Source organism: Acinetobacter sp. 1000160, from assembly GCF_000588715.1.
GTDB lineage: Bacteria > Pseudomonadota > Gammaproteobacteria > Pseudomonadales > Moraxellaceae > Acinetobacter > Acinetobacter courvalinii.
Genome location: NZ_JFWP02000008.1, coordinates 12,294 through 28,483, shown reverse-complemented (window position 1 = coordinate 28,483; position 16,190 = coordinate 12,294). Strand labels below are relative to the sequence as shown.

The window sequence follows — 16,190 nt, the reverse complement described above, 5'->3', positions numbered from 1 at the left end:
TTCCCTTCAGTTGGTTTTTTGATCAATGGCATAAGTGAGGACGACAGTATGGCCTTATTACCTATTTTAAGTTTTCCTGATCCCCGCCTTCGTACCATTGCCAAGCCAGTCGAAGAAGTCACTGATGAAATTCGTCAGCTTGCAGCAGATATGTTTGAAACCATGTATGAAGCACCAGGTATCGGTTTGGCGGCAACTCAGGTTGATCATCATATTCAGCTTATTGTTATGGACATCTCGGAAGAGAAAAACCAACCGATGGTGTTCATTAACCCCAAAGTCATTCCACTGACCGAAGAAACTCAGCCTTATGAAGAAGGCTGTCTCTCTGTGCCTCAAATATACGACAAAGTTGAGCGTCCGTCACGCGTAAAAATCGAGGCAATTAACCTTGAAGGTCAAGCATTTGAGTTAGAAGCTGACGAACTTCTCGCTGTTTGTATCCAACATGAAATGGATCACTTAAATGGCAAACTTTTTGTCGATTATTTATCGCCTTTAAAACGTCAGCGTGCCCGTGAGAAAGTGGAAAAAGTGGTGCGCCAGCGTGATAAAGAGAAAGTCGCTGTTAAACGTTAAGTGATCGATACTGTTTAAGATGTTGTCTTTGTTTCGTTGTGGTTTGCTGCTGGCTTTGACCGCGGTCTGTTTACAGATTGCGGTTTTCTTGCAGCCGCTGCTCCCGAAGCAATATCAGATTGCGCCGGTGTGTGAAACCATCACCCAGGCGCTGCTGTTACCCAAAGTACAAAGTACACAGAACCATTCGGCCCATAGTTCACATTCGCATGAACACCAGCTTGAGCAAGCTCAGGCTCCGCTGCCGCATCATGACCATCATGATCCTAATCACCAATGTCAGTACTGTACGGTCTATGCCAATCTGGTCTTGCCGCCTGAATTGGGTGTGAAAGAAGTACTGGTCCGGATTCAAATCCGTTTAGTGGCTTATCAGCAAGCGTTTAAGCATGTTTATTTTGCGCTGCAACGCTTATTTCTATTGCCCCAAGGGCGTGCCCCACCACTCTTTGCATAAATAAAACATTATTTTCATTAGGGTTTTTCAAAACTCTAGCCTAGTTTTACTTATGTTTTAAGAGAGACCACTCATGGCTCAACCTAAATTTTTATTACAACCGCTCACGGTTGCGATTCTTGCTGCCTCAAATACTGCAATGGTGTGGGCAAATCCAGTCGATCCGTCTGTATCTACACATGCCCATGTGTCACTGGCACCGATTGTAGTGACGGCTCAACAACCGAATGAGCGCAATGGTCTGGTGGTGCAAGCCGATCCCAAACAACCGATTCAGCCGATTCCTGCAACGGATGGTGCTGACTATCTGCAAAGTATTATGGGTTTTAATGCCATACAGAGTGGCGGAACCAATAGTGATGTGACCTTCCGTGGCATGTTTGGCTCACGCATCAAGATCCTGACCGATGGTACAGAAAATCTGGGTGCCTGCCCAAATCGTATGGATGCACCGACTTCTTATATTTCACCTGAAAGTTATGACCGTATTTCGGTGATTAAAGGACCACAGACCGTTCAATATGCCAATACCGGTTCAGCGGCAACCGTGATCTTTGAACGTCAACCTGAGAAACTGACTCAGGCCAAACCGTATCGTGGACAAGCCAGTGTACTGTGGGGTTCATTTGGGCGTTTAGATCAGAATGTTGAAGCTGCGGTGGGGGATGAGAAAAAATATATCCGTTTAAATGCCAATCGTTCCGAGTCGAACAGCTATCAGGATGGTGACGGTAAAACCGTGCCCTCTTCATGGGAACGCTGGAATGCCGATGTGGCATTGGGCTGGACACCGAATGAAAATACCTGGGTAGAACTGACTGGCGGCAAGGCAGACGGCGAGTCTGAATATGCAGGCCGGGAGATGGACGGTGCTCAATTCGCGCGTGAAAGTTTAGGTCTGCGCTTTGAAAAGAAAAATATCACCGATGTGATCAAGAAAATTGAAGGTCAGGTGAACTATAGCTATAACGATCACATCATGGATAATTTTAGCCTGCGTCCCCCGCCTATGGTTGAAATGAAGCATGGTGATCATGTCATGAAAATGCCGATGCCAATGGACATGCAAGTGACGCGCCGTACCTTGAACTCACGTTTGGCCATGACCTCTGAATGGAATCAGTGGAGCCTGATCACCGGGGTTGACTCGCAGTTCAATAAACATGGCGGCAGTATGTCATCACCGACCATGCCATCCATGAATGTTCCATTCCGTCAGGATATGCGTTTCCAGTCTTATGGTGCTTTTGGTGAGTTGAGCTATCAACTCAATCCGCACAACAAGATCGTGACAGGTGCTCGAGTAGACCAGGTCAAGGTGGATGATGAGCGTGCTGACTCCAAGGCCAAAGGTTTCAATACCCAGCTGGAAAAAACCTTGCCGAGTGCTTTTGTGCGTCTGGAAAATGAAAATGCCGAGCATGGCCTCAATAGTTATGTCGGACTGGGCTATGTCGAACGTATGCCTGATTATTGGGAGCTATTCAGTCCTGAGCACGGCAATGCGGGTTCAAGCAACACCTTTAACGGTGTGCGTCCGGAGAAAACTTTACAGCTCGATCTTGGTTTTACCCAGCAACAGGGCGCATTTAACTCATGGGTGTCTGCTTATGCCGGGCTGATCGATGACTATATCTTGATGAACTACCACGATCATAGCCACTTACATGCAGGTGGACATGGCGGACATGGTAGCGGCGGAATCACCGCAGGTGCCAAGAATGTCGATGCCACCATTGCAGGGGCTGAGGCTGGCGTTGGCTATCAGTTTACCGATCATATTCAGGCCGACCTCAGTGCGATGTATGCATGGGGTAAAAATACCAGCGACAATACGCCATTGCCACAAATTGCACCTTTAGAAGGCCGGGTGAATCTGCGTTATGTTGCTGATAAATATACACTCGGTATGTTATGGCGTGTGGTGGATCAACAAAATCGTGTCAGTTTGCATCAGGGCAATATTGTGGGATATGACCTGAAACCAAGTGCAGGTTTCTCAACCATTTCTTTGAATGGCAGTTATAGTCTGAGTAAAGATGTCGATCTTTCAGTGGGCGTTGACAACCTGCTCGATAAAACCTATACCGAACACCTCAATAAAGCGGGCAGTTCAGGTTTTGGTTTTGCCAGTGAAGAGCAATTCAATAATACCGGTCGCAACTATTGGATGCGGATGAGCATGAAGTTCTAAGCTGAGTTAGAATCAGTCAGCTCAATGATCTGCATTGAGCTGATTGCGTTTTGACGAGGCTTACATGCATCATCTTCAGGATTCCAATACAATTATTCAAGAACTACAACAACAAGGTTATGTCCGTATTCAGGTCACCGAATGGACAGAACAGACGCGTGATAGTCTGGAGCAACGCTTGTTGCAGGCAGGTATTCAAGATTATCAAATACATAAGATCAAGAATGAAGCACACGATTATCTGATTGTACGCAAAGGCACTGACACCCCGCTTCCTTATCAGTTAGAAAAAGTTTATCCATCCAGAACGTCTTTTGTCATGGTGTTGCCTTTAATTGTGGCGATGGGCCTGATAGCGGTGACAGTACTGTTAAGCAGTTATTCGCAAGATCTGATGTCCTTTGTGATTGTCTTGGTTATTCCTGCACTATTGGGCGCATTATTTGAATATTTTATGATTCGAAAACAGCCCAATCCTATTTTCCTGACCAAGCTTTTCAAGATTCAGCCGCTGGTTTTTGTGATCGTGATTGTGTTTTGCGTGATCGTGTTAAGAGAAGGGATTATCTGTCTGATCATGCTGCTCCCGATTTTACTGATCGGCCTGCTGCTGGGGGCAGGTTTTATGCGCTTGATTTGTCATTATTTATGGAAACCCAGCGCCAAAATCTATTCTTTTGCACTGCTGCCGTTGATTTTATGGTTGTTATTACCTGATTTTAGTCGTACCGAATATGGTCAAACCCAGCGCTCGGTTGTGATTCATGCGCCCGCACAGCAAGTATTTCAGGCCATTAACCAGATTGGCACGATCCAACCCGAGGAAGTCAAAGACAGTTTTATTTTTACCATGGGTTTTCCCAAACCGGTATTTGGCATGACCGAACAGCGTCAGGGTGAGCTGGTTCGCACCATCCAGTGGGAACGTGGCATCAAGTTTGAAGAACAGGTGACCGCATCGCATGCGCCGTATCTATTGTCCTGGACATATCGGTTTGCGCCAGATTCGTTTCCGAAGGGATCATTGGATGATCATCTGGAAATGGGCGGGAAATATTTCGATTTGCTGAAAACAGATTATCAACTGGAACAAATCGATGCACACACCACCAGATTGATTCTGAGCATTGATTATCGGTTATCCACCGAATATAACTGGTATAGCCGTTTATGGGTGCATTATGTTTTAAATGAATTTAGTGATGTGGTGATGCAGATTCATAAACAGCGTTTAGAAAAAAATGCTTCTTAAGCTCAATATCAAAGCGAAGCCACAATCTTGATTGTGGCTTCGACTGCTTAGGCCAGACAGTCCTGTTTTGGCATCAGGCTATCGCAATATAACGGATTTAATGCGCATTGCAGATCATCAATCTGTTCTTGGGTGACATAAGCTTTGCTCTTAAGGTATTCCGCCACGCGGTCGTCACGCAGACTTAAAAAGGCGGCATCGTAAACGCCTAAATCAACAAATAAAGCAGCGGTTTCCAGACTATTAAAATGATCGAGGAACACATCATTATCATGCATCAGGAAAATGTGGGTGAATGGCGCATTGACTTCGACTTTTAAACGTTGCGCCAATTGCTCAGGACGTGTCTTGATAAACAGTAAATCGGAAAGTTCATCAAACTGGCTTTTGTCCAGTTGGTTTGCATCACCTTTGACATGGCTTAACCAGGCTTTAAAGACCAGAACGGCACCGCCACGTAATAGCATGCTCCAGATCTGATGACGTGTTTCATGGTCGAGATGGACAGACTCTGCCTCAAGTACATCTAAAAACTTCTGTTCTTGTTGGGCCAGTTTTTCAAATAAGCCCAACCCTTGTGGATGGTAGGCTGCAGGCGTAAACACATCAAAATTCAGTTCATGGAATACATTCAGGGCCAGCGGGACCGCCGCCTGATAAAGCGCATCCAGGGCACGTAAATGTGTATCTTCAAGTTTGCTATGTACAAAAATATGTTGCCAGTCCAGTTGTGGTAATAAGGCGTTGGCACTGTATTGGCGATAAAACTGTTGCGAGCTATGGTCGGTGATGGGGTGACTATTATTCATGATCAATGTCCTTTTCGACAGTCTGTTGCAAGAAACCCAACACGATGAGACACAGGTTTCCATTTATTGATCAATTTATGCGGGATCAACAAAGCAAGTAGAATACGACTAAAGTTGTAGGCTGGTTTTTGGGGGTAAAATTTATAAATAAAAACAAATGCTTAATTAATTGTAAGTAAGTGTACAAACGTTCACTAATGTAAGTGAACGTTTTTGCCATAGTCAAAAATAATTTGAGCATTTTGGTCAATTTATCAGCACTCAAAGTGCTACTTTTTGATGATTTTTGCCTATGGCTGCAAAATATTTGGTCATTTATTGCATCGGCATGATTTTTAAACCGGATAACCAGGCCCTTAAACCGGCAGGCTTGAGTGGCTTTTTCAGCAACACAATATTCTGCTGTTTTAAATATTGTGGTAGCTCTGGATCAGAATCTGCGGTAATTAATGCCACAGGAATATGGGCTGGTCGGTGTTGTTCAATAAAGTCCAGACCCCGTTGATCATGATTCAAATGCTGATCGATCAACCAGACCTGAATGTCTTCCTGCTCAATCAAACGGAGTGCTTCTTCCGGTTCGGTTGCGGTGAAGATCTGATAGCCCCATTTGCTTAGCAAGGTTCGCATGCCTTCCAGAATGGTTTCATCATTGTCCAGACATAGCACTTTATAGGCCGTATGCTGCAATGCCGTTACCTGAGGTGTTGCCATTTGAATTTTGGGTGCTTCGGCTAAAGGCACTTCGATCATGAAACAGGAACCTTTGCCCAGCTCGGAATAGACATGCACGGGGAAATCCAGCAGGCTGGTCATCCGTTGTACGATGGCCAGTCCGAGACCCAGACCCTGTTCACCCCAAGGTGAGGTGTGCCCACAGCGCTCAAATTCCTGAAACAGTTTCAGGCGTTGCTGTTCATGAATACCCGGGCCGGTATCCCAGACCCCGATGCGAATATGATGAGGGCGCTGAGCTGAACGTAGCACACCGACCACCACGCGACCCCGGGCGGTATAGCGTAAAGCATTGCTGACAAAGTTCTGGATAATCCGTCGCATCCATTGCGGATCGGTGTCGACCCAGAACTTGGTATCGTGCACGGACAATTGAATATCACGCTGGGCTGCAATAGATTTGAACTGTAACTCCAGATCATTCAAGAGATCGTGCAAGGAATAAGCCTGACGTTTGGGTTGGATGGTGCCACCTTCTAAACGGGCGATATCGAGCAGGGCAGAGAGCATACTTTCCGCGCCGTACAGTGCCCGATCCAGCTGTTGCAAGGTCTGTTGATCTTCTGCCGAATGGACACTTTGTTCTAGCGCAGTACTAAACAGACGTGCTGCATGCATGGGCTGGAGTAAATCGTGACTGGCGGCGGCCAGAAAACGGCTTTTGGATTGATTGGCTTTATCCGCCTGTTCCAGTGCCAGTTGCTGTTCAGTCAGGGCATTGGCAAGCTGCTGTGTGCGGTCACTGACGCGCTCTTCCAGCACCGCTTCATTTTCACGGAACGCGGTAATATCGGCAAAGGTGGTGACGAAACCACCGCCTTCAATAGGATTCCCCCGCATCTGGATCACCAGACCATCTTTACGAATGCGCTCGAACTCATGGGCGCTACCCACTTTCATCCAGTGCAGTCGTTTACGCACATGTTCTTCGACCGGGCCTGGACCACACTCACCACGTTCCGCGTTATAGCGAATCAGGTCTGCGATCGGGCAACCGACGTAAACCAGATCTTTTGGATAATCAAACAGTTTCAGATATTGATTGTTCCAGGCCACCAGACACATATTTTTGTCTACCACACTGACGCCTTGGGTCATATGGTCGATCATGGTCATTAACAGGTTCTGGTTAAAACGCTGCCATTGCGAGGCCTGGTCGAGAATATTGGCGACTTGTCCCAAGGCCAGACCATTGTTAATCATGGCAGTGGTCAATAAGGTACGCGCAGAGGCTGCCCCAATAATCCCGGCCAGATATTGCTCGGTAAAGCGCCACCACATGCCATTGGCCACATGATTTTCATTTAAAACCACATGATTCTGTTCACAAAATTGCTGAAAAGCCTGTAGCGTCGGTTTATCGCCTGTGACCCGTTTGGCCAGCGCCAGTAAGTCGCCGACTTTCAGGCGGGCGGCATTCAGGTGCAGATCAGTAAGATCGGTATTGGACTGGGCTGATGGCAGCGGTTTGCTTTCATAATAGAAGAAGCTTTCAGCCTGAATTTGTTCCGCTACGCTGGGTCGGTACAGACGCGATACCCAGATATACAACACCACATTCAAACCTAAAGACCACAATACCCCATGTGTCAGCGGAGCAAAGGATTCAAAACCCAGTAAGGCTTCTGGACGCAGGCCATTAATATCAAATGGTCCAAACAGTAAAATATGCTGTGCCAAATCCTGATATTGATCGGGCAGGCTACGCAGGACCGTCGGGAACAGTAAGGTATAACTCCACATGGCGAAGCCCATCAAGAGCCCGACATAAACACCCTGACGGCTTGCACCACGCCAGTATAGACCGCCAATCAAGGCTGGTGAAAATTGTGCCACGGCGCTAAAGGCCAGTAAGCCAAATACCGAGAGCTGGTTAATATCATTAAAGAAATGGAAAAATAAAAAGCCCAGTAACATCACGCTAATAATACTAATGCGCCGGGTCAGTTTGAGCACGCGCGGTAAATGCTGATCATGACGGGAAATAATTTTAAACCGCCACAGGGCTGGCATGATCAGGTCATTACTGAGCATGATCGATAAGGCGACTGAGGCCACTAACAGCATGCCAGTTGATGCGGAAAAGCCTCCGAGAAAGGCCAACAGCGCTAACCAATCCTGCTGATAGCTCATCGGTAAGGCCAGTACGGCAATGTCTGGTGTGCCCAGCGATTCGGGTAGAGAATGCAGCGCCCAGCTGGCAATTGGGATAATTGCCATGACGGTCAGGATCAGATAGGCCGCGAACCAGCGCCGTGCACCACGGATATGTTTTTCATCGCGTAATTCCACCACTGCCACATGGAACTGGCGTGGCAGGCAGATCATGGCGAGACCTGCCAGTAATGTTTGCACCCAGAAAGTTTCAGGCACACCCAGTTGTTGCAGGTCATGAAAATGCTGATGTACATCGGTACTGACCTGTTTAATATTGTCGGGTGACTGTAATAAGAAGAAGGCTGCCACACAGAGCAGGGCAAACAGTTTCACAAAGGACTCAAAGGCCACGGCTAACATTAACCCGCCGTGCTGTTCGGTATGGGCAATATGCCGGGTTCCAAAAATCATCGCCAAAATCGCCAGTACCGCAGTCAGTACCAGAACACTATTGGTGGTGGTATGGATATGCGCGTTTTGCTCCAGAATCACCGAGGCACTGAGTGCAATGGCGCGTAGTTGCAACGCCAGATAGGGCACAATGGCAATCACGGCCAGAATGGTCACCAAGGCGGCCAGACTTCCGCTTTTACCATAGCGGGCAGCCACGAAATCGGCAATTGATGAAATGGCATGATGCTGGCGGATACGACCCAATCGTTTCCAGATGTCATAACCAAACCAGATAAACAGCAATGGCCCCAGGTAAATCGGCAGGAAAATCACGCCTTGGCGAACCGCAGCACCGGTGGCGCCATAAAAGGTCCATGAAGAGCAATATACACCCAAGGTTAAGCTGAACAGCAGCATCCGACCACGCATACTTAAGCGGCTGGCATGCTTTTCACCAAAAAAGGCACAGCCAAATAGCAGCACGATGTACAGGGCCAATACCCCGAGAATAAGCCAACTGTTCATATTGCTCACGTGATCAACTTCCATTTTTAATCATACCCGAAGCACAGGTACAGCAAGGAGTAGAGAATTGCATTTAGAGACCAAAGTCTAAGTTACGAGTCAAGCATAATCTTGTTAAGTTGGATAATGAAAAATCCCACGTAAAAAGGGGTCCATGGTTGGACACAAAAATAAGGAGTTGATTATGGATGATTCTCAGGTAGATCGAATTCTACATAATCCAAAGTTTCAGGAAATGGTCAGCAAAAAGCGTACATTAAGTTGGACATTAACAGCAATCATGCTGTTTATCTACGTTGGATTTATGCTTTTGGTTGGCTATAACAAAGAATTTTTAGCAAGTTCATTTAGCGGTGGTGTGACCACTTGGGGTATTCCCCTCGGTTTAGGCATTATTGTGTTGTCATTTGTGTTATGTGGTGTGTATTCCTACATTGCCAATAACAAGCTTGACCAGTTGAATGAAGCAGCCCTCAAGGAAGTTGAGGCCATTGCACGTGAAAAAGGAATGCACTGAGATGAAAGGGACCTCATTCAAAGCGGTACTGTTCACACTGTTGAGCTTTTGCTGCACAAGTATTGCATTCGCCAGTCCGGATCTAGGTACCGCTGAACAGCAGGCGACCAACTGGCACGCGATCATTATGTTTACGATCTTTGTCGGTTTTACCCTGTTCATTACCAAATGGGCAGCCAAGCAAACCCAGTCTGCACAAGATTTCTATACCGCTGGTGGCGGGATTAGCGGTTTCCAAAACGGTTTGGCGATTGCTGGTGACTATATGTCTGCCGCGTCGTTCCTGGGTATTTCTGCACTGGTATTCAGTTCGGGCTTTGACGGCTTGCTTTATTCACTCGGTTTCATGGTCGGTTGGCCAATTGTACTGTTCCTCGTTGCGGAACGTTTACGTAACCTGGGTAAATATAACCTGTCCGATGTGGTGTCGTTCCGTCTGGAAGAAAAGCCAGTCCGTACCTTGGCAGCATTCAGTTCATTGGTTGTGGTAGCGTTTTATCTGATTGCACAGATGGTCGGTGCAGGTCAGTTGATCAAATTGTTATTTGGTTTGAACTATAACATTGCGGTGGTGATCGTGGGCCTGTTGATGATGGCGTATGTGATCTTCGGTGGCATGTTGGCAACCACTTGGGTACAAATCATTAAAGCGGTGATGCTACTCAGCGGTGCGACTTTTATGGCCTTTATGGTGATGAAAGCGGTTGGCTTTAGCTTCACCAATATGTTTAACCAGGCGATTGGAGTGTATAGCCAGGCGCATAGCATGAGCTGGGATGAGGCTGCTAAGATCATGGGGCCAGGTAAACTTGCCGCCAATCCGATTGATGCGCTTTCACTCGGTCTTGCCTTGATGTTTGGTACCGCAGGTTTACCGCATATCCTGATGCGTTTCTTCACGGTGAAAGATGCCAAAGAAGCACGTAAATCAGTTGTGGTGGCAACAGGCTTTATTGGTTACTTCTACCTGTTAACCTTCATCATTGGTTTTGGTGCGATCCTGTTTGTTGCCAACAACCCGCAATTCCTTGACCTTGCCAAAGCAGCGGTAACAGGCAAATTAGAGTTGGTAGGCGGTAACAACATGGCCGCGGTTCACCTGAGTGATGCGGTGGGCGGTGACTTGTTCATGGGCTTTATCTCGGCAGTAGCATTCGCAACAATCCTTGCGGTAGTGGCAGGGTTTAACATTGTCAGGGGCCTCTGCAATTTCACATGACCTTTATGCCAACGTATTCAAGAAAGGCCAGACCACCCCTGCGTCTGAGTTAAGAATGTCAAAAATCGCAACTTTAGGTTTAGCGATCTTTGCCATGATCTTGGGTATCTTGTTCGAGAAACAAAACGTTGCCTTCATGGTTGGCTTGGCATTCTCGGTAGCCTGTTGTGCAAACTTCCCGGTGTTGGTGTTATCCATGTTCTGGAAAGGCTTAACCACACGTGGTGCAGTGATTGGTGGTGTCGTAGGTTTGGTCGGTGCAGTCAGCCTGATCATTCTGTCGAAAGCGGTTTGGGTAGATACGCTAGCGATTTCTGAAACTGCGCCAAACCCATTCAATGGCCCAGCATTATTTGCAATGCCCCTATCATTCTTCTGCTGCTGGTTCTTCTCTGTAACGGACAAATCAGCACGTGCTGAGAAAGAGCGTAAAGCCTTTGATGCACAGTTCGTTCGCTCAATGACCGGGATCGGTGCGTCTGGCGCGTCAGATCACTAATTCGCTTGAGCCAAAAGAAAGCCCTCATTGATTGAGGGCTTTCTTCATTTGAGGTATATAAAAATATGATTGCAGCATGTGGTGAGGCTAAAAATAAATTTTGAATTGATTTTTATTATTTAGGTTGGATTATAATTTTGAAAAATTTAAAAATTGCGACCATTACTTTATTGGTTGTCAAATTTATATGAGATAGCTTTATGTACTTAATAAAAAATATTTTATTTTTATTAACTCTTGTGTTTTCAATCATTGCATGTGCCGAAAGTTCAAATCTTCCTAAGACTCAACTTGCTCAGATAGACGCAATGTTAGATGAAGATTTTGTGAAAAAAGATATCCAGGTGGCTTATGCAAAATATTTAGAAGAAGCCAAACAAGGAAATCCAAATGCTCAACTTAGCCTTGGGATGATATATAAACGTGGTTCATATGGTATTGAAAGAGACTTTAGCAAAGCTGTAGATTGGTTTCGAAAGTCTGCCCAATCTGCTAATCCTTATGCTCAATACAATCTTGGTTTAGCATACCTTTTTGGACAAGGTGTTGATGAAGATTTTGAAAAAGCATATGCATGGTTTATGAAAGCTGCGATGCAGGGGCATGCAAATTCACAATATGAAATTGCATCAATGTATCGTAGTGGTGAAGGTGTAGCAAAAAATGAAGTCAAAGCCATGGAATGGATGACAAAGGCTGCCGATCAGGAAATGGCTATGGCAGCATATGAACTTGGAGAAATGTATGAGGATGGTTCTGGTGGGGCTGTAAATATTAAGTTGGCCAAAAAGTGGTATAAAAAGGCTGCTGAATATGGCTTATCAAGGGGCGAAGATAGGCTTGTGGAATTACAATAGCAGGCGAGAAACACAAAGCTCCCGATGGAATATCAATGGCATTTAAAAGAAAATGAATTGAGGAATAATTCAGCGAGTTACAAGAAACACCTCCATTAACAACAACAGCTGGATGAATTGTGATTAAAGCTTTTGGTGTAGTGAATAAACAGTGTTGATGAATTTTCTCATTAATTGATATATAAATATTAAAGATGAAGCCCTCATTGATTGAGGGCTTTTTTTATGGCTTATTGATGCATGCTGGCCAGCTGCTGCGACTGATTGCGATATAGTGACAAGCCAATACGTTGCAAATGACGTCCATTTTGTTCAAGAAAGCGATTCAATTTTGGAATATATCGGGCACTGCTATACAACGCTAAATTTCGACCAATCAGATAGTAGGCAAACCAGGAAGCCGATTGTGGCGTTAAACCAAGCTTTTGCATGTTCTTACGGCCAATAAAGAACTGGGTAATTTCTAAGTGTTGCTTATAGGCCAGTTTCTGCTGAAAAGTGCGTAGATAACGGTATTTGCGTTCAAAGGGTTCTTTAGAAAGACTGGAACCAAGCGAAATACTGCTGGCATCGGACTGTGGATGGGCAAATTGCATCCAGTACATCAGTTTCCAGCCTTCTGCTTCCTGATCAACCAGCCATTTCTCTTCAATGCCCATTAACCAGCCCGCATATTTCCAGAAATGTAAAAAGCTGTCGACTTCTTGCTTGCTTGGAAAAATTCCCAAAGCGCGAATGCCGATCAGCACTACACCACTAAAGGCAATATTGGTCATGGCCTGATCATACTGGTTAATCGGGATTCCCCAAGTTTCGGCATCCCATTTCTCGGATTTTTGCAATTGGTGACGAACCAAGGCATGGATAAAACGTACAAAAATGGTAGAGGTAAAGCCTTTGCTAAAACGGGAAAAACCATCCGGTTCAGTAATATCGACCCACCATTTGGTGGTTTCTGCCAGCCGTGTGCCTGCCTGTTTTTTTAATGCGCCGGTCAGGATCAAAGGCTGGTTGAAACCCGGATACAGGTAGCCGGTCATTAAGGATAAATCCCGCAGGATCAGACCATTATTGATGCCGAGACGATAGGTGAATTTAAGCGCCTCATCGATTTTGGCTTGCTCATACCAGACCGGTTTCTGCTCCACCTGCTGGAAGAAAATCGTAAGTTCAGGAATCTCATGCGGTAATTTATCTAAACCTTGATACAGCGCCGTTTCAAAATATTGTCGATGCTGTTTTGGGTTTTGTAGTATCCACAGCAGCAGTTTATCCATGGGTTCATCCCCACTTTGCAAGGCCGTATTCAAGGCCTGATAGTCCTGATAACTCGGTTGAACCTCCTGTTGGGTCATATAACCGAGTATTCTGGTTTTGAGATTACGCTGGGTCATATCTTCAAACGCCGCCAAGCGTTTAGGTTTAACGATGCCGTGCATTGCATAAAGTCTCTGATTGTTATTTAATCAAAGCTTAATATGAATAATTATTCGCATTCAATTCGCATTTTAATTGAGGCTGAGCATGAGAAAACGACCACAGCAACAACGTGCCAAAATGATTGTCGAAAGTATTCTGGAAGGGGCACAGCAATGTATTTCTGAACATGGGGTTTTGCAGGTGACTACACCTAAAATCGCTGAAAAATCAGGCGTGAGTGTCGGATCGATTTATCAGTATTTTGAAAATAAAGAGCAAATCATTGCGGAATTATTGCTACGTAAAAGCGAAAACTTGGGACAGGCGGTAAAGCAACTGGTGATGCTACAACAGCAAACTACTATTCAGGACATCATCACATTAAGTATTGCCTTTGGCTTTGAATCGTTAAAATCTGATCAGGGTTTTTTTATCGAAATTTTAAAAAACTGGCATGCCTATAGTGATTCGGAAGCGGCACAGGTGTTAGAGCAGCACTTTTTAGAAGTCGGCATGTATTTATTTGGACGTTATTATCCGCACTGGGATTTTGAGACCTTAAAACATAAGTCGTTTGTGATTATTAACAGTACCTTATTTACCATGATGCGTTATGCCAGTAAAAATACTTTTCTGATCGAAGAACAACGCCTGCAACAAGAACTGTCTAAAATGATTGTTTCTTTTTTAGATGCAGTATGATGCACTCAACAAAAATGAAAAGCATAACAAGATTCAGGAAAAGCACATGCAAAGCTTAAAACAATTCTGGCGTACCTTTCGTTTGCTGCCATCAGCATGGTTGTTGCTGGTTCAGCTGGCCTTATTAATTCTGTATATGCTGACCTATGGTGATAGTGAATATCGTGCCTTGACCTGGTCAATGGGCGTTTTGGCGCTGTTAATTATTGCCAAGGTGATCCGGCAAACCCCGGTATTTACCTTTTGGGGACTCATCTTTGTCAGTGGTGCCTTTGTCTTTTCGATTATGCTGTTTAATGGCTATAGCACACCGACCATCCAGATCATGGCCTACAGTTTTGAAGCGATGGCCTATTTCTATGCCGCTTATGGCTTTCTTCGTTATATGTTTGCCGACCGCTATCTCACCAAAGATGAATTGTTTGCTGCAGGGGCAGGATTTACCCTGATCGCCTGGGCCTTTGCCTTTTTATACAGTATTTGTCAGCTACTTTTGCCAAACAGTTTCCTGAATCCCAATCAGCCCCAAGCGCTGCAAAGCTGGCTGGATTTACTGTTCCTGAGTTTTAGTTTGCAATCGGCAACCGGTTTATCGGACTTGATGCCGATGAGCCCAGCCGCCCGAGTGCTTGCCATGCTGCAAATGTTTGGCGGGGTCATGTATCTGGCCGTGGTGGTCTCGCGTCTGATTGCACTGCAATATATTGCGCATTTACCCAAAAATCAGTAATTCGTGGTGGTATGGGGACGGGTTGTGGTTTCCTGTTCCAGCCATTCGATGAATTTCAGCATAATCGGGTTATGCGGCTGTTCGGCATAAACAAAATAGTAGCAACGTGAACCACTAAGTTTATGTGATGACACGATCATCAACTCTCCTCGACTCAGTTCTTTCTCAATCAGCATTTGTGGAATCAGGGCCACACCAAGATGGTGGGTTGCCGCCACGGCCAGCATGGAAAACAGTTCATGGCGTTGACCCTCCATCGCATAAGGCGCGTTATAGGCCAGACTGTCGAACCATTCTTTCCAGATTGCAGGACGAGTGGTCTGTTGTAATAAGGGCAGCTGTGAGAGTTGTGCCGGAGACAGATTCAGTGTCGAGGGCGATTGATTTTGAATCAAATCAGGGAAAAACTTTCTAATCAGCGTCGGCGAGCAAACGGCAACCACGTCTTCCTGCATCAAAAAATGAGCAGTCGTGCCAGGCCAGTTTTCTACCTGAGCGGGTGTACCTGCATAGATGGCAGCATCAAAAATCTGCTCGCTGAACAGAAAAGGTTTGGTGCTGGTTTCCAGATGAATAGTAATTTCGGGATATTTTTCATTAAAACGATGCAGGCGTGGCAGCAGCCAGCGTGTCGCAAAGGTGGGTACTACGCCCAGTTTGAGCGTGCCGCCTAAACCTTGATGCGACATCAGGTCGAGTGTGCTGTGTTCCAGCCCGAGCAAATGCGTCTTGATATTTTTCAGATATTGTTCACCCGCAACGGTCAGTTCGACGCCATGTCGTACCCGATGAAACAGCGGCAGATTCAGAAACTCTTCCAGTTGCTGAATCTGTCGGGAAACGGCACTTTGGGTCATGCTCAGTTCCTGCGCCGCATGAGTATAGGTTTTATGTTTGGCAGCGGCTTCAAAACAGATCAATGATTGCAGTGAAGGAATCATACGTCGCATAACAGCGTCCTTGTGTTGCGTGCAAAAATCAGCAATGAGGTTTGGATAGCTCAAGCTTTGTAGATTATTCTCTACTTTATTTTTAACAGAAGCATGCCACGGATTGCAATTGAGCTATGCATAAAACGCATAGCTGTATGAAAAAACATCGTTTGCCTGAGGGCACAATCTGGCCTAGCATCAAGAGCAGAACGTA

General features: G+C 45.7%; 12 protein-coding genes and 1 pseudogene. 9 read left to right on the top strand and 4 right to left on the bottom strand.

Going from position 1 to position 16,190, the window contains the following annotated elements; translation table 11 throughout:
* The first annotated feature begins 48 nt into the window (after positions 1 to 48).
* The 4 genes from def (at position 49) to J699_RS04175 (ending at position 4,482) form a co-directional block, all read left to right on the top strand.
* Complete coding sequence (gene def, locus J699_RS04160; RefSeq protein WP_005281196.1) at positions 49 to 579, top strand: peptide deformylase; 531 nt, start codon at positions 49 to 51, stop codon at positions 577 to 579.
* A gap of 19 nt (positions 580 to 598) precedes the next feature.
* Complete coding sequence (locus tag J699_RS04165; protein WP_032871014.1) at positions 599 to 1,036, top strand: DUF2946 family protein; 438 nt, start codon at positions 599 to 601, stop codon at positions 1,034 to 1,036.
* A gap of 73 nt (positions 1,037 to 1,109) precedes the next feature.
* Positions 1,110 to 3,230 (top strand): TonB-dependent copper receptor, encoded by a 2,121-nt coding sequence (locus J699_RS04170; RefSeq protein ID WP_032882937.1) that lies wholly within the window; start codon positions 1,110 to 1,112, stop codon positions 3,228 to 3,230.
* A 64-nt stretch (positions 3,231 to 3,294) separates the two neighbouring features.
* Positions 3,295 to 4,482 carry a hypothetical protein gene (locus J699_RS04175; RefSeq protein WP_032871019.1) on the top strand — a complete coding sequence of 396 codons (1,188 nt, stop codon included), beginning with the start codon at positions 3,295 to 3,297 and terminating at the stop codon, positions 4,480 to 4,482.
* A 47-nt stretch (positions 4,483 to 4,529) separates the two neighbouring features.
* Here J699_RS04175 and J699_RS04180 read toward each other — a convergent pair whose 3' ends face one another.
* Complete coding sequence (locus J699_RS04180) at positions 4,530 to 5,291, bottom strand: hypothetical protein (protein WP_032871022.1); 762 nt, start codon at positions 5,289 to 5,291, stop codon at positions 4,530 to 4,532.
* A gap of 315 nt (positions 5,292 to 5,606) precedes the next feature.
* The gene (locus tag J699_RS04185) at positions 5,607 to 9,101 is read right to left on the bottom strand and encodes a PAS domain-containing hybrid sensor histidine kinase/response regulator (RefSeq protein ID WP_165569318.1); all 3,495 of its coding nucleotides are present in this window, start codon (positions 9,099 to 9,101) and stop codon (positions 5,607 to 5,609) included.
* Positions 9,102 to 9,285: 184 nt separating this feature from the next.
* On the opposite strand from J699_RS04185, the gene J699_RS04190 reads away from it, so the two are divergent.
* From J699_RS04190 to J699_RS04195, 3 genes and pseudogenes are all read left to right on the top strand, one after another.
* Positions 9,286 to 9,618, top strand: a complete 333-nt coding sequence (locus J699_RS04190; protein ID WP_005228407.1) for a DUF485 domain-containing protein — start codon at positions 9,286 to 9,288, stop codon at positions 9,616 to 9,618.
* 1 nt (position 9,619) lies between these two features.
* Positions 9,620 to 11,336, top strand: a pseudogene (locus J699_RS0218845) (cation acetate symporter).
* A 200-nt stretch (positions 11,337 to 11,536) separates the two neighbouring features.
* Positions 11,537 to 12,193 carry a tetratricopeptide repeat protein gene (locus tag J699_RS04195; protein WP_005228409.1) on the top strand — a complete coding sequence of 219 codons (657 nt, stop codon included), beginning with the start codon at positions 11,537 to 11,539 and terminating at the stop codon, positions 12,191 to 12,193.
* 230 nt (positions 12,194 to 12,423) lie between these two features.
* On the opposite strand, the gene J699_RS04200 is transcribed toward J699_RS04195, so the two are convergent.
* The gene (locus J699_RS04200; RefSeq protein ID WP_032871028.1) at positions 12,424 to 13,632 is read right to left on the bottom strand and encodes an oxygenase MpaB family protein; all 1,209 of its coding nucleotides are present in this window, start codon (positions 13,630 to 13,632) and stop codon (positions 12,424 to 12,426) included.
* An 85-nt stretch (positions 13,633 to 13,717) separates the two neighbouring features.
* Here J699_RS04200 and J699_RS04205 point away from each other — a divergent pair, with 85 nt between their 5' ends.
* Together J699_RS04205 and J699_RS04210 are read left to right on the top strand one after the other, a co-directional pair.
* Positions 13,718 to 14,314 (top strand): TetR/AcrR family transcriptional regulator, encoded by a 597-nt coding sequence (locus J699_RS04205; RefSeq protein WP_005281178.1) that lies wholly within the window; start codon positions 13,718 to 13,720, stop codon positions 14,312 to 14,314.
* Between the two features lie 46 nt (positions 14,315 to 14,360).
* Positions 14,361 to 15,044 (top strand): ion channel, encoded by a 684-nt coding sequence (locus J699_RS04210; RefSeq protein WP_032882953.1) that lies wholly within the window; start codon positions 14,361 to 14,363, stop codon positions 15,042 to 15,044.
* Here the strand turns inward: J699_RS04210 and J699_RS04215 are convergent.
* Entirely contained in the window at positions 15,038 to 15,994 is a 957-nt protein-coding gene (locus tag J699_RS04215; protein WP_032871030.1) for a LysR family transcriptional regulator, read from the bottom strand. The two genes, J699_RS04210 and J699_RS04215, sit on opposite strands and share 7 nt — an antisense overlap.
* Between the last annotated feature and the right edge of the window lie 196 nt (positions 15,995 to 16,190).

What these genes read in the sequence shown, in the direction of transcription:
- J699_RS04205 (WP_005281178.1), top strand. Translation starts at nt 13,718, where the DNA reads ATGAGAAAACGACCACAGCAACAACGTGCCAAAATGATTGTCGAAAGT.
- J699_RS04190 (WP_005228407.1), top strand. Translation starts at nt 9,286, where the DNA reads ATGGATGATTCTCAGGTAGATCGAATTCTACATAATCCAAAGTTTCAG.
- J699_RS04180 (WP_032871022.1), bottom strand. Translation starts at nt 5,291, where the DNA reads ATGAATAATAGTCACCCCATCACCGACCATAGCTCGCAACAGTTTTAT.
- J699_RS04185 (WP_165569318.1), bottom strand. Translation starts at nt 9,101, where the DNA reads ATGAACAGTTGGCTTATTCTCGGGGTATTGGCCCTGTACATCGTGCTG.
- J699_RS04195 (WP_005228409.1), top strand. Translation starts at nt 11,537, where the DNA reads ATGTACTTAATAAAAAATATTTTATTTTTATTAACTCTTGTGTTTTCA.
- def (WP_005281196.1), top strand. Translation starts at nt 49, where the DNA reads ATGGCCTTATTACCTATTTTAAGTTTTCCTGATCCCCGCCTTCGTACC.
- J699_RS04215 (WP_032871030.1), bottom strand. Translation starts at nt 15,994, where the DNA reads ATGCGACGTATGATTCCTTCACTGCAATCATTGATCTGTTTTGAAGCC.
- J699_RS04210 (WP_032882953.1), top strand. Translation starts at nt 14,361, where the DNA reads ATGCAAAGCTTAAAACAATTCTGGCGTACCTTTCGTTTGCTGCCATCA.
- J699_RS04200 (WP_032871028.1), bottom strand. Translation starts at nt 13,632, where the DNA reads ATGCACGGCATCGTTAAACCTAAACGCTTGGCGGCGTTTGAAGATATG.
- J699_RS04165 (WP_032871014.1), top strand. Translation starts at nt 599, where the DNA reads ATGTTGTCTTTGTTTCGTTGTGGTTTGCTGCTGGCTTTGACCGCGGTC.
- J699_RS04170 (WP_032882937.1), top strand. Translation starts at nt 1,110, where the DNA reads ATGGCTCAACCTAAATTTTTATTACAACCGCTCACGGTTGCGATTCTT.
- J699_RS04175 (WP_032871019.1), top strand. Translation starts at nt 3,295, where the DNA reads ATGCATCATCTTCAGGATTCCAATACAATTATTCAAGAACTACAACAA.